General features: G+C 68.7%; 11 protein-coding genes and 1 pseudogene. 10 read left to right on the forward strand and 2 right to left on the reverse strand.

The window, feature by feature from the left end; genetic code table 11:
- The first annotated feature begins 224 nt into the window (after nucleotides 1-224).
- From ACFVYR_RS20365 to ACFVYR_RS20375, 3 genes are read left to right on the forward strand one after another with little or no spacing between them, the layout of a single operon-like run.
- Complete coding sequence (locus ACFVYR_RS20365) at nucleotides 225-1598, forward strand: acetyl-CoA carboxylase biotin carboxylase subunit family protein (RefSeq protein WP_384250884.1); 1374 nt, start codon at nucleotides 225-227, stop codon at nucleotides 1596-1598.
- Nucleotides 1595-3610 (forward strand): PEP/pyruvate-binding domain-containing protein, encoded by a 2016-nt coding sequence (locus ACFVYR_RS20370; RefSeq protein WP_384250886.1) that lies wholly within the window; start codon nucleotides 1595-1597, stop codon nucleotides 3608-3610. The genes ACFVYR_RS20365 and ACFVYR_RS20370 overlap by 4 nt, the downstream gene beginning before the upstream one ends.
- On the forward strand, nucleotides 3607-4971 hold the full coding sequence (locus ACFVYR_RS20375; RefSeq protein WP_384250889.1) for an MFS transporter: 1365 nt from the start codon (nucleotides 3607-3609) through the stop codon (nucleotides 4969-4971). Before ACFVYR_RS20370 ends, ACFVYR_RS20375 begins: the two co-directional genes overlap by 4 nt.
- A gap of 46 nt (nucleotides 4972-5017) precedes the next feature.
- On the opposite strand, the gene ACFVYR_RS20380 is transcribed toward ACFVYR_RS20375, so the two are convergent.
- A complete protein-coding gene (locus tag ACFVYR_RS20380; protein WP_384250891.1) occupies nucleotides 5018-5704 on the reverse strand; it encodes a hypothetical protein in 687 nt (228 codons plus the stop codon).
- Nucleotides 5705-5946: 242 nt separating this feature from the next.
- On the opposite strand from ACFVYR_RS20380, the gene ACFVYR_RS20385 reads away from it, so the two are divergent.
- The 3 genes from ACFVYR_RS20385 (at nucleotide 5947) to ACFVYR_RS20395 (ending at nucleotide 8036) form a co-directional block, all read left to right on the forward strand.
- Complete coding sequence (locus ACFVYR_RS20385; protein WP_384250893.1) at nucleotides 5947-6666, forward strand: DUF998 domain-containing protein; 720 nt, start codon at nucleotides 5947-5949, stop codon at nucleotides 6664-6666.
- A gap of 55 nt (nucleotides 6667-6721) precedes the next feature.
- Nucleotides 6722-7579, forward strand: a complete 858-nt coding sequence (locus ACFVYR_RS20390) for a DMT family transporter (RefSeq protein WP_384250896.1) — start codon at nucleotides 6722-6724, stop codon at nucleotides 7577-7579.
- Nucleotides 7580-7691: 112 nt separating this feature from the next.
- Nucleotides 7692-8036 (forward strand): hypothetical protein, encoded by a 345-nt coding sequence (locus ACFVYR_RS20395; protein WP_384250898.1) that lies wholly within the window; start codon nucleotides 7692-7694, stop codon nucleotides 8034-8036.
- Nucleotides 8037-8303: 267 nt separating this feature from the next.
- On the opposite strand, the gene ACFVYR_RS20400 is transcribed toward ACFVYR_RS20395, so the two are convergent.
- Nucleotides 8304-8711 carry a hypothetical protein gene (locus tag ACFVYR_RS20400; protein WP_384250901.1) on the reverse strand — a complete coding sequence of 136 codons (408 nt, stop codon included), beginning with the start codon at nucleotides 8709-8711 and terminating at the stop codon, nucleotides 8304-8306.
- Nucleotides 8712-8979: 268 nt separating this feature from the next.
- Between ACFVYR_RS20400 and ACFVYR_RS20405 the strand changes: the two genes are divergently transcribed.
- The 4 genes and pseudogenes from ACFVYR_RS20405 (at nucleotide 8980) to ACFVYR_RS20420 (ending at nucleotide 13163) form a co-directional block, all read left to right on the forward strand.
- Entirely contained in the window at nucleotides 8980-9306 is a 327-nt protein-coding gene (locus tag ACFVYR_RS20405; RefSeq protein ID WP_384250903.1) for a nuclear transport factor 2 family protein, read from the forward strand.
- A 230-nt stretch (nucleotides 9307-9536) separates the two neighbouring features.
- A pseudogene (locus ACFVYR_RS20410) lies at nucleotides 9537-10046 on the forward strand (hypothetical protein); the annotation flags it as partial.
- Between the two features lie 1456 nt (nucleotides 10047-11502).
- A complete protein-coding gene (locus tag ACFVYR_RS20415; protein ID WP_384250905.1) occupies nucleotides 11503-11811 on the forward strand; it encodes a hypothetical protein in 309 nt (102 codons plus the stop codon).
- Nucleotides 11812-11813: 2 nt separating this feature from the next.
- Nucleotides 11814-13163, forward strand: coding sequence for a putative T7SS-secreted protein (locus ACFVYR_RS20420; RefSeq protein ID WP_384250908.1), 1350 nt, complete (start codon nucleotides 11814-11816; stop codon nucleotides 13161-13163).
- The last annotated feature ends 5 nt before the right edge of the window (nucleotides 13164-13168 follow it).

Raw genomic sequence — 13168 nt, forward strand, 5'->3', positions numbered from 1 at the left:
AGCCCACCAGGAGAACCGGCCCAACACGCCCCGCGACTCAGGCATTTGCCTGAACGCCAGACGCCCGCGCCGCCACGGCACACCCCTGCCGCCTGGTCCCCTTGAGTGTGCGGGTGAACACACCCCGCCACCTACACCCCGGTGCCCCCCCCCGCCGTACCCGGCGCGCGGCACCGGCCCCCACGGGGGACAACCGTCAACTGAACGAATGGAGACGAACTTCAGTGAGCAAGGTGCTGATAGTGCACGCAAAAGGCGGCCCGCCGCTCGGCCACGTCCTGTCCCGGGCGGCCGCGAGAGCACAAGTGCACCTGCTGGCGCTCAGCGCCCTTCCCCCCGCCGTGGCGGACACCGCCCACACCCTGTGCGCCTCGGTGACCACACCCACCCGCGCCGAACGCGGCGACCTGGTGTCCCTGATCGTCTCGCAGGCCCGGGCCGTCGGCGCCGGCGCGGTGCTCACCTTCTCCGAATACGCGGTGGTGGCCGTCGCCCAGGCATGCCAGACCCTGGGCCTGCCCGGCGCGGGCAACGCCGCCGCACTCGCCCGCGACAAACGCCTGATGCGGCACACCTGGCACCGCCACGGCCTGCCCCAGCCCCAGTTCCGCCCCGTCGCCACCCTCGCCGACCTGCACGACGCAGCCGCCCACCTGCCCTTCCCGCTGCTCCTCAAAGCGGCCTGGAGCGCGGGCTCCACCGCACACCAGATCATCCGCACCCCACACGACGTACCCGCAGCCTGGCACCGCTCGCGCGAAGTCATGGCCGAATCCGCCCAGCTGGGCTACGCCGAACTCCATGTCGCCGAAGCCGACGCCGACTTCGTCGTCGAACAGATCGTGACCGGCACCGCCGCCGACTGGTTCGAGGAACCCGGCTGGGGCGACTACGTCAGCGTCGAAGGCGTCGTGGCGGACGGCGTCTTCCACCCCGTCTGCCTCAGCGGCCGGATGCCCACCGTCGAACCCTTCACCGAACGCGCCGGCATCACCCCCGCCCTGCTGCCCCACGCCGCCCAGGAACGGATCGTCGACCTGGCCCGCCGCTCCGTCGACGCCCTGGGCCTGCGCCACTGCGGAACCCACACCGAGATCAAACTCGGCGCGCACGGACAGATGTGGCTCATCGAGACCGCCGCCCGCTTCGGCGGCGCGATGACCGTCCCCCAGGTCGAGGAAGTCTTCGGACTCGACCTCATCGCCATGCTCATCGACCACCTCCTGGGCCGCCCCGTCCACTGGCCCGCACAGGCCCTCACCCCCGCACAGGCCAACGGCGCCGCCGGCTCCCTGGTCGTCCTCGCCGTCGACAGCCAGGGCCGGCCCTGGCCCGACCGCAAGATCTGGGACTTCCCCACCCTCACCGCCACCGTGCCGCTCAGCCCCGGCAGCCGCCTCTCCGTGGTCGCGGAGAGCTCCCTGGACGACGGCAGCCTCATCCCGCTCTACGACCCGGCCGCCGGCGCCAACACCATGGCCGCCCTGTGCCTGCTCTCGGCCACCGACCCGCACACGGTCCTCAGCGACTTCGAAACCCTCATCGACGCCCTGCCCCACACCCTGCCCACCGCCCAGCCCGAGGAGGCCGCCCGATGACCACCCCGCTCCTCACCAACACCCCCCAGCCGGCCACCGACCGCACCGTCATCGGCGAAAACCTCTCCCTGCCCCTGTTCCGCACCCTCTCCGGCGTCCTGGCCGGCCACCCCTACCTCAAAGTCGTCGTCGACCGCACCGAAAACACCTGGCACCTCCTGGACACCACCGCCCACCCCTTCCACGTCAACTACATCGCCACCCGCATCCTGGGCATGCAACTGACCGAACTCGACGCCGACCTCGACACCTTCAACGCCTCCGTCTACACCGACCCCCACCGCCGCTTCCTCCTCGGCGTCCTCTCCCTGCACACCGACCCCGACACCGAAGGCCGCGAACGCACCTTCCTCGTCCTGGAGACCACCGAAGCCGACACCATGCACGGCGAACTCCTTGAAATCTTCTACGAGTTCACCCGCGCCCGCGTCGACAGCCGGCTGCCCCTGCTGCTCAAACCCGCCAACCACAGCCAAGAAGAAGCCCTCGCCACCATCAGCGAACTGCGCGTGCCCCGCATCCTCAGCCACGAACTCTTCGGCTCCCGCACCCGCACCCCCCTCAACCCCGGCGAAGCCACCGGCCGCCTGCGCTACTTCGCCACCCACGAGGAGTACACCGCCGCCGAAGCACAACTCGGCTGGGCCGACATCGTCGCCATGCCCTGCCTGCCCGACGACATCCCCCGCGTCGCCGGCTTCCTCAACACCGCCCCCATCACCCCCCTCTCCCACACCAACGTCCTCGCCACCGGCTGGGGCATCCCCAACGCCATCGTCCTGGACCTGCAACCCCTCCTCACCCAGCACGACCTCAACAACCAATGGGTCCACTACCAGGTACGCGAAGACGGCATCACCCTGCACCGCCTGGATGACGAACCCACCCTGCAACCCCCCTCCTGGCACCAGCAGCGCATACGCCTGCAGCCACCCCTGCTCGAAGACACCCCCGTCCTGGCCCTGCACCGCCTGCGCAGCACCGACCGGGACCGCTACGGCACCAAAGCAGCCAACCTCGGCGAACTCCACCACGTCCTGGACAGCCGCAGCGCCGACCTCACCGCCTACTACGCCCGCCCCCGCCCCCCACGCGACAACCTCTACCACCACCTCGCCCAACGCCTGGGCCTGACCACCCCCACACCCCACGAACTACGCGCCGCCGCAGCCCACTTCACCGCCACCACCACCGGCGCCCCCCAAGGCGTCGCCCTGCCCTTCGCCCTCCAGCAGCACTTCCTCACCTCCAGCCCACCCCTCCAGCAAGCCATCGGCAAACTCAAAATGGCCCTCGAACTCGACGCCGGCGACGTCCTGGACTCGCTCTGCCTGCAACTCCAGCACCTCATCCGCCACACCCCCCTGCCCGACACCGTCACCCGCCAGATCACCCAGGCCTTCCCCACCCCCCACAAACGCCTGGTGGTGCGCTCCTCCTCCAACGCCGAAGACCTCCCCGGCTTCTCCGCGGCCGGCGTCTACGACTCCGTCACCACCGTCCACTCCACCAGCCAACTCCTTGACGCCGTACGCCAGGTATGGGCCTCCCTGCTCTCCCCCCGCAGCGTCCGACTGCGCCACCAGGTCGGCATCTCCCTGGACGACACCTACATGGGCGTGATCATCCAGGAGTACGTCCCCGCCACCCTCGGCGGCGTCCTGGTGACCTGCAACCCCACCCGCCGCGAAGACTTCCGCAACGTCTACCTCAACTGCACACCCGGCTCACCCGAAGACATCGTCGACGGCTCCGTACTGCCCCAGCAATACCTCTACAACACCGTCGAAGGCGGCGGCCGCACCGTCGCCCTGGGCTCCTGGGACAAGCCCCTGCCCGCCACCACCCGCGCCCGCCTGGCCGACCTCTGCCTGACCGGACGACTCCTGCAATCCCACTTCAGCACGGCACCAGGCGGCGGCACAGACGTCGACACGCCCCTGGACATCGAATGGCTCATGACCGAACAGGGCGACTTCCGGCTGGTCCAGATCCGCCCCTACGCCCTGTGACCCCCCGCCCCGGGCGACCGCACCCCGCCCACAAACCGGGCACACCCCACCTGACCCACACCGCACGCCGCATCATCCGGCTCAACTACGGCTTCCAGCTCCTGTTCAACCTGCTGTGGTGGATGCCGGTCTTCTACGCCTACCAGAAAACAGCCGGACTGAGCGACGCCCAGATCTTCGGCATCCAGAGCATCTACTACATCGCCTTCTGCCTCTTCGAAATCCCCACCGGACTCATCGCCGACCGCATCGGCACCCGCAACTGCCTGCGCGCCGGCGCAGTCGTCATGACAGCCGCCAACCTCGCCCCCGTCCTCAGCGCCTCCTACACCGGCTTCCTCCTGCACTTCCTCGCCATCGCCGCAGGCCGCTCCCTGACCTCCGGCGCGGCAAGCGCCTACCTCTACGACGGACTGCGCGAGGAGAACTGCGGCGAGCACTACCTCACAGCGGAAGGCACCGCACGCGCCCTGGGCCTGGCGGCGAAAGTCCTCTGCTGGCCCCTGGTCGGCCCCCTCATGTCACTGGCCCACCCGGCCCCCTACCTGCTCAGCGCCCTCAGCGCGGCAGGCTCCCTGGCCTGCGCCGCCGCACTGCCCCGCCTCACCCCCCACCCAGCCACCCCACCGACAGCAGGCCAGAGCACCACCGCCGCCGGACGCCAGAGCGGCACCTTCCTGCGGGACGCGGGCTCCGCACTGCGCTGCGTCGCCTCCTCACCCTGGCTGGCCCTGCTGATGATGCAGGGCGTGGCACTCTTCACGCTCTCCCGCATCTGCCAGGTCAACCTCTTCCAGCCGATCCTCCTGGACCACGGCATCGCGGAAACCTCACACGGCGGAGTACTGGCCGCCATGACAGTGGCCGAAGCAATCGCCTCGGCCCGCCCCCGATGGCTGACCCGCCGCCTCACCCCCGTCACCTGGGTCACCCTCCTCAGCCTCGCCCTCGCGGCCACCCTGGCGGCCATGACCCTCGGCGGCCCCTGGACCGTCATCGCCCTGCTCTGCCTGTTCGCCGCCGCAACCGGCTTCGCCTACCCCATCCAGCGCAAACTGATCAACGACGCCATCCCCGCCCACGCCCCCCGCGCCACCCTGCTCTCCATCGAAAGCATCGTGGACCGCGCGATCTGCGCCCTGGCCGCCGTCGCCGCGGGCGCCTACCTCTCCGCCGGACACCTCGACACCCTGCTCTGGCACAGCGCCATCGCCACGGCACTCCTGCTCACCGCCTTCCAACTGCTCCTGCACACCGGCGTGATGAAACGCCACAAGGCATCCGCAGCCGCCCGGGGCGACCACACGGGGGAGCGGACGGGGGAGCAGACACAGGAGACCGACGCGACACGGACCGGCTGACCGCGGGCCGGGCACCCGCCGACACGGACACCCGCCCGCCCCTACGTCAACGGCCCCGGCGGCCGAGGAGTTCGATCCACCAAACCGGCAGATACGCGGGCCGGTGAGGCCGGCCGACCTGATACGGCACATACCCCAGCGACCCCGCCACCTCGACCTCCCCGGCCGTCTCCGCCTGATAGACCACCCGGCAGCGCCCCGCCCCGGCCTTGGCGCGCTGCCACAGCACCGCAGCCGGCTTGCGCTCCGCCTCCGTACGAGGAGTAAAGACCCGATCACCGAAGTCCCGCCACGCGAAAGGCACCGACCCCCGCCACGTGGCATCGACCTCCTTCCGCAACCGGGCAGCCCGCTCAGCATCACTCGCACCCCAGGAAGAGGGAACATTGGTGATCAGCCCGACCCGGACATGCCGCTCCCGCAGGGCCCGCAGATACGAAGCCGCCCCCGGCAGATAACCGGTACTGCCGTCGTCCGCGGTGTGCACCAAGGTCTCGCCCAGGTCGAAATACACGACGGGACAACCACGTCCGGCCCCGTCCCGCGCCCCGGAGCGGGCGCCCGGCCCACCCTCCGCACCCGCCGGCGCAGCCGCAACCGCACTCACCGGAGCACAGAGCACCACCGACGCCACCACCACACCGAGCGCAAGCCGCACACCAACGGCCCTGCTGGAGACGGAACTCCTCACGGCGTCGCCACCCTTCTCCCGGCGCACCACGAAGATGCGCACCTGTCCAGTCCATGACACACAGCCGCCGCAAGATACCCCACACAACTCAAGGCACACCCGCACACGCCACCCACCCGGAACACACGCCGCCCACCCGCACACGCCGCCCACCCGCACACGCCGCCCACCCCGAACACGAGCCGACCACCCACACCCAGCAACCGACACCACCCCGACCTCACACGAGTGACTCAGCAGCCCTACTCCCTCACCCCACGCCCAGAACCCGCTATCAAGGTCCAATGACCAGCACAACGACACACGGTCACCCCACCACCCGCCCCCGCCGACCCCGCGGGCACCCCTGGGCAGCAACCGCACCACTGACCGCAGCCGCACTCCTGTACAACGCCTGGCTCCTGGAAACACTCATCCCCACAGGACTCGACGCACGCCACTCCTACGTCAGCGAGCTGTATGCCCAGGACAGCCCACACCGATGGCTCTTCGCCAGCCTCGAACTGATCTGCGCCGCCCTCATCGTCACCGGAGCCCTGGCCGGCGCCGCCGTCACCGCAGCCGACCGAACAGCCCGCACCGGATGGTGGGCCCTGGCCGGACTCGGCCTCTGCTCCGTAGCCGACGTCCTGATGCCCATGACATGCGCACCCTCACTCCAACCCGGATGCCGCGCCGTACACCCCGCCCACACCCTCACCAGCGCCCTGGTGCACTTCTGCCTCTTCGCCTCCATGGCCCTGATCATCCGGTCCGCACAAAAACGCGGCCACCCCCGCCTCCTCACCCACTGGGGACCACCGGTCGCCTGGAGCGCCCTCACCTTCTCGCTGTGCACCGTAGGACCCCTGATCGGACACGGCGGATGGCACGGCATCGCCCAACGCTGCCACCTGCTCATGGTCGGCACCTGGCTGGCGCTGCTCGCCCACAGCGCCCACACGACACACACCGCCCCCCAAACCACCACCGAAACACCGACCCAGCACCACACCCCGGCATAACCGCGCACCACCCACCCGGCCACCACCCCTCCGCCCCCCACCGTGAGAAGCCGCCGTGGACGCAACCATCCTGTCCACCCTCTTCGCCGTACTGACCGCCCAGGCCAACGCCACCGGCACCGTCCTGCAACGAGTGGCCGCCCGCACCCTGCGGACCGAAGACGCCTTCAGCCCACGCCTCATCCGACACCTGCTGCGCAACCCCGCCTGGCTCGCAGGCATCACCGTCATCATCGCCGCAGCCGCACTCCAAGCACTCGCCCTGGCCTACGGCCCACTCTCACTCGTACAACCCCTCCTCGTCCTCGAACTCCCACTCGCCCTGATCATCGCCCAACTCTTCACCCACACCCCCATGCCACCAGGCGGCTGGACCGCCTCCCTCCTCACCACCACAGGCCTGGCCCTCGCCCTGAGCGCGGCAGCACCCACCGAAGGCAACCACCACATCTCCGGCCTCCGCTGGACCACCGCACTCCTGACCACAGGACTCGGCACAGGCATCTGCACCGCAGCCGCCCTGACCCGCCCCCGAGGCAAAGCACGCGCCGCACTCTTCGGCACCGCATCCGCACTCACCTACGCCCTCACCGCCGCACTCATGAACGCCGCCATCGCCACCCTCACCGACTCAGGCATCCACGCCTTCGCCACCACCTGGCAGACCTACGGCTGCCTGGCAGCAGGCGCATGCGCCCTGTTCCTGCTCACCAACGCGATGGAATCCGGCCCACTGATCGCCTCACAACCCGCCCTCACCCTCGGCGAAGCCGCCGCCAGCCTGGCCCTCGGCACAGCCCTCAACGGCGACCGACTGCACACAGGCTGGTCACTCGCACCACAGATCGCGGGCGCGGCCCTGATGATCTGGGGCGTCGTCCTGCTCTCCGCACTACAGCCCAGCGAGGACTGACCGAGCACCACATCTGAGAAACCGTGCGGACCGCCCACCAGGTCACGAGCCGCGCTGCTACCAGGTGCTGGCGACTAACCTGGGTGACTCCTAAACGAGCTGAAAGGTGCAGATGGTGGCTTACACGCCGGCTGAGCGCGCCCTGGCAAGCTCGTTCACCTTCGATGACGGCGCGACCAGGTTCAATGTCATCGACCTGACGGCGGATTACCACCCGGACCGCAGCATCACGTTGACCTACCGGCTCAGCGTCGTGCGTAAGGATCAAGCCGACGAGTGCTGGGTGTTCACACTGCCATGGAGCGACAAATCCTTCGCGGACGTGTTCACCGCGCCTGCCCCCGACCCTGAGCGCCTTCGTCAACTGGTCCAGCTGGTGCGCGGCCTCATGGGCGACTGGTGGGACCTCAAGAGGTCCAACCGGCACTTCGCGAAGATGGGGCACCGGTGTCCCTGAGTGGGGGCGCCGACGGCCGTCTTCATGTGCTCTTCGTCAGCTCCGCGAACCTCAAAACGATGCAGCAGGGCTGACTGCCCCAGGTTCCCGTCCGGCCCGTGTGACACGGTCACGGGTATCTGTACACCTCTCATCTGTTTTCCCAGGTAGAGGCGTTTCGGAAAGAGTCTGTGACTCTGCGCCTCCGTCCAGCGGTTCCAGACCGCGGCGCCGCGCGCAGCATGTCATCGGGCAGGCCGACCTCCTGGAGCATGTGGGCGGCCTCGCTCAGTTCCGGGGCCCGGCCGCCGTCGACGCGGCGATGCCGCACGCCTCCGAGACCGGTCGCCGCGCGGCGACCGGACGGACAGTAGCTGCACCAGGATGTACGCCACTGCTCAGGAGTGGATCCGCGAGCACCGGTGGGCACAGGCCCGCGAGCAGCAGGCCGGTGCAGCTGGGGCCCGTGCCGAAGCAGCGGCCGACGCGGCCGCTGCCGCCGACGTCGACCAGGAGCTGGAGCTTTGTCCTCGAGGACCTGACCCGCGAGCAGGCCGCATCTGGCGGATGCGAGGGTTGAAGGACCACAGCCTCGTCTTCGACCACATCGACCACATCGACCGCTACGGCGAGACGTCCGCGAGGCGGCTGTTCAGCCACCAGCTGGTCGATGAGGCGCAGCGCCTGGCCGGGCATGCACCACCCGCTTCTCGGGCACGCCACCTGGGGGCGGGCATGAGCTCGGCTGCCGCGTCATACCAGCAGTGCCACTGCACCTGGTACTCCTCGCCGACGAGGCCAGCGAGCTGCGCCCGTGCTTCCTCGGCGCCGTGGTCATTGGCGTGGTGGCCGGCCCGTCAGCACCAGCCGCCTGCCACACGCGTTTCGCATGCGGAGAAACGGCGGGCCGGCGTGGTCTCCTGGCGAGGAGAAACGGCTTCCCCACGTCAAGGAGCACACCACCATGACCATCGCTGTCGAACAGCTCTCCGATCCGGCGGTCCGCCGACTGCTCGGCGCAGTCAACGCAGGTGACCGTGACGCTTTCGTCGCGGTCCTGACGGAGGACGCCACGCTGTCCGACGACGGTACGGAGCGCGACCTCGCCGACTGGGTCGATCGGGAGATCTTCTCCTCCCACGGGCACATCGACGTGGTGAGCGAACAGTCCGGTGGCCGGGCCCTGGTTGCTGACTATCGCAACGACACGTGGGGCGAGATGCGCACCGCCTGGCGGTTCACCGTCGCCCCTGACGGCCGCATCAGCCGCGTCGAGACCGGACAGGCCTGAAGCCCGCCGCCCCCGCCATGAGCGCCGACCGCCGACGGCCCACCGCACGGACGGGCCGTCAGCGGCCCGCCGACGACGGATAGGGGGCCGTCCCACACGCCGCGGGCGTTCCAGCTCCCTCGCTCCTCAGCATCGACCGGACAGCTGCGGTCCACTCCACGAAGCCTGCGCCTGACGCCAGCACCCGCAGGGTTGAACTCCATGACCCGGGACGGGAAGACGTAGACGACCCCAACGCACCCACCCCCGAGGCGCTGGCCGCCTACGCCTACGACAAGATCCGCGTCCCGGACACCAAGGTCGAGCTGAAGCCGCAGGGAAAGTCGACGGTGAACCTACCCACCTGGATCTGGTTGGACAAGGCCGTCTTCAAGGACGTTACGGTGCGCGCCGAGCTTCCCCACACCCCGCTGTACGCGGTGACGACCGCGAAGCCGGTAGCCCTGCACCTGGAGCCGGGCACCGAAGATGCGAAGACCTTCCCTGCCTCCGGCGACTGCCCCGTCAACGAGGACGGCTCCATCGGCACCCCGTACACCAAGGGCGCCGCCAAGCAGGACCCGCCGTGTGGCATCACCTACCTCCGCGCCACGGGCGATGCGCCTTACCAGCTGAAGGCCTCTGCCACCTGGGAGATCGGTTGGAAGGGCACCGGTGGCGCGCATGGACAGCTGCCCAACGTAACCTTTGAGACCACCCAGGACATCAACGTCCAAGAGATCCAGTCCATCAACCGCTGAACACACGATTCACTACAGGCGCCCTGATGACGCCGGGCGGATACACCGGGGGATTTGCACCGTGTCACATCGGCCGACCCACTGGCATGTCCTGGACCTGGAGAAGGATCCGACGCCGGGTGATCCGCACCGGGTGCGGTCGCTGGCGAAGAACCTGCATGACTGCGGACCTTCACCTACCGCGAAGACGGACACCTGACCGCCATCACCGACCAGGACAGCGGCCGTCGCACTTTCACGCTGGACCAGGCCGGGTGCGTCACCACCGTCAACGCAGCCAACTGGAGCGAGACCTACGCCTACGACGAAGCAGGCAACCAAACCCACGCCCCCTGGCCCGATCAGCACACAGGAAACCAGGCCCAAGACCCACGCGCCTACCGCGGAACACGCCTGACGAGCGCCGGCAGCACCCGCTACACCTACGACGCAGCCGGACGCGCCGTCCAGCGCCGCAAGCGCCGCCTGTCCCAACCAACGGGTCCGCTACCAGCTCGCGCACGGTGTCCATCCACTCCATCGCCGTCTCCCATCGGCCGTCGGGCAGCACGCCCGTGAAAGGCGCACTGCCCTCCACCCCTTTGGTGGCGCAAGGCAGTGAGAGAGAGGGAGAACGCGACGGATGCGTCCCGGTGGGACGTGGTGCAGAGGCTCTGCCCGGGGGGCGGACTTGCTCCAAGAGGACGCGAAGGGGGCCAGCCTGCGGGGCGGCCTACTCGTAGAACTTGGCGATCAGGGTGGTCCCCCCACCCCGCGCCGCCCCTGCCCGGGACGCCGTTCTCCGTTGATGGCCCGCAGCACCCTCTGGCCGTCCCTCGACAGGTCCTGCTCTCTGCCCCTTCCGCTCGCGCCCTGTTGACCGTCGCTGCTTGCACCGGGCGACGTGCCCAGTGCTGCCGCCGTTTCGAGCGGTTCATGTCAGGTGGATCGCACCGGGGGGCGAGGGCTGAGGCGCAGCGCCCCACCTCTCGTTGCCGAAAGGGCTCGTGCCGAGGACCGGACATCCGCACCTGTTGCCGCCGGCCTCGGTCGAGCGCTAGCCGCCGCGAGGTCAGACCGCCAGGCAGACCGAGTCGGGAAACGCATACGCGCGGCTGAGGACGCGGCAGCCCGCGGGGCCACCTACGCAGTGTGGCTGCCCCGGCCGACGAGGCTCCGGCCGGGTGCGCATGGCACGCGTTAACGCCCCTGGACAAGAGATTGAGGGATGATATTTTCGATCTACAGGATGTTGTCGTTGTACATGTGTCGTGAGAGGCGCCCGGATTCGCGCGGGCGAAGCCAGCAGGCCCTTGCCTGACTGGGGCGGCGGTTGCACGCCCGTTAGGCGGAATCGCTGACGTGACGCCTTCACGAGGACCACGTGACGGCATTCGTTAGGTTTTGCAGCCTTTCGGGGGCGCGCAGCCAACGATGGCGGCTTGAACGCATGCAGAGGCAAACGGGGGAGGGCGTTGTGAGTGATCTGTCGGTCGATTACGCCGTGCTGAACCGGGTGAGGGGCAACCTGGACCACATCGCCCACATGATGAAGCAACCGGGCCGGGACATGGAGAAGGTCAGCGGCGATGCAATGGGCGTTCCGGCACTCGCCAAACGCATGGATGACTTCGGTGACGAATGGTCGTACGGGATCAAGCAGTTGACGAAGTTCTCCGGCAAGGCTTCGGAGGCGCTTCTCAAAATCAAAGAATCCTTTGAAAAGCTGGACGACGAGCTCGCTGAGGCAGCTAAAAAGGGTGGCGGCAAGGGGAGTGGCAAGTAGTCATGGCTGAAGCGCTGCTTGAGGAGTTCCCGGCTCTGGGATTTGTGCCGTGCCCAGGCGATCACGCCGTGGCGGATGACGTGGCCGGTAAGGTCGGAAAGACCGCGAAGGCGCTCGCCGAGATTTGCCACGTCCTGCACGGGACCGGAGTCGGTGACTGGAAGGGAAAGGCAGCTGAGGGCTTCAGGCAGAAGTTCGACGACGAGTTCCGTCCGAAGATGGACGAAGCGCGCGACTCGTTCCGCGAGGCAGCCTCCGCCCTGACCGACTGGGCCGACTACATGAAGCAGAAGCAGAAAGACGCCGCAGACCTGGAGGCCGAAGCGGCCGTGGTCAGCAAACGGCTGAGCGATGCTCACGAAGATGCCGACAAGCTCAACCGCTCCGACGATAAAAAGGGCTCAGACAAGGGCGAGGCGGGCGGCGACGGAAAGGCGACTAAGGAGCATGAGAAGAAAGTCCTGGAGGCCAACCGGGCAGTGAACTCCGCGGATCTCGAACTGGAAGAAATCCGCCGCAAGGCCCGCAGGCTGAAGAAGAGTTATCAGGAGCACGGCGAGGCCATAGCCGACCGCCTCAAAGCTGCCATGGACATCGCTCCGAATGAGCCGGGTATGTGGGAAAAGCTCGGGGACGCGTTGGAGAGCCTCGGAGAGGCCCTGGCGGACCTGCCGGGCAAGCTGGGGGACGTACTCGACGACGTCGGTGAATGGATCCAGAGCCACGCGGACTGGATCACCGTGGCAGCCTCGGTCATCGGCGTCATCGCCATCTTCTGTCCCGTGCTTGCACCGCTGGCCATCGGCCTGAGCGCCCTGGCTTTCGTTGCGCACGCGTCGGCGTACGGCGTGGACGGCCTGTGGCCACCGACCGGTGAGCGGATCGGCAACTGGCTCACGCTCGGCGGTGACGCTCTCGGTATGGTGCCTGGCGTCGGCGCGGCAAAGGCGGGAGTCATGGCCGGCCTCAAGGCAGGACGTGGGGCAGGTGGCGTCGCCGCCGGCGCCAAGGTCGGCATCAAGACGGTGGGTACCACGGCGAAGAACGTGATGAAGGCGGCGGACCCGGTAGCCAAGGCAATCGACAAGCCCGTCATGGCCGCTGCCGCGAAGCTCGGTGTCCCCCGGGGCGCGGCGCTGACCGCCACCGAAGGTGTCCAGGCCGCCGCCCAGCTCGCCTGGACGGCACCCACCGCGATCAACGCCTACGAGACGAGCAAGGGCAAGTACGACGCCGCGACCTGGGGCACCGGCGTAGCGAACATCGCCACAGGAACCGGCGGCGGCAAGTTCGGCGGAGCCGTCGCCATCGGCAGTGCGATAGGTCTGGGTGCATGGGAGCTGACGGACTGATGGCG

The organism is Streptomyces sp. NPDC058284, from assembly GCF_042881135.1.
In the GTDB taxonomy this organism is placed as follows: domain Bacteria; phylum Actinomycetota; class Actinomycetes; order Streptomycetales; family Streptomycetaceae; genus Streptomyces.

Coding starts and splice junctions, on each gene's coding strand:
- ACFVYR_RS20420 (WP_384250908.1), top strand. CDS start 11,814: ATGGCTGAAGCGCTGCTTGAGGAGTTCCCGGCTCTGGGATTTGTGCCG.
- ACFVYR_RS20400 (WP_384250901.1), bottom strand. CDS start 8,711: ATGCCCGGCCAGGCGCTGCGCCTCATCGACCAGCTGGTGGCTGAACAG.
- ACFVYR_RS20405 (WP_384250903.1), top strand. CDS start 8,980: ATGACCATCGCTGTCGAACAGCTCTCCGATCCGGCGGTCCGCCGACTG.
- ACFVYR_RS20370 (WP_384250886.1), top strand. CDS start 1,595: ATGACCACCCCGCTCCTCACCAACACCCCCCAGCCGGCCACCGACCGC.
- ACFVYR_RS20395 (WP_384250898.1), top strand. CDS start 7,692: ATGGTGGCTTACACGCCGGCTGAGCGCGCCCTGGCAAGCTCGTTCACC.
- ACFVYR_RS20385 (WP_384250893.1), top strand. CDS start 5,947: ATGACCAGCACAACGACACACGGTCACCCCACCACCCGCCCCCGCCGA.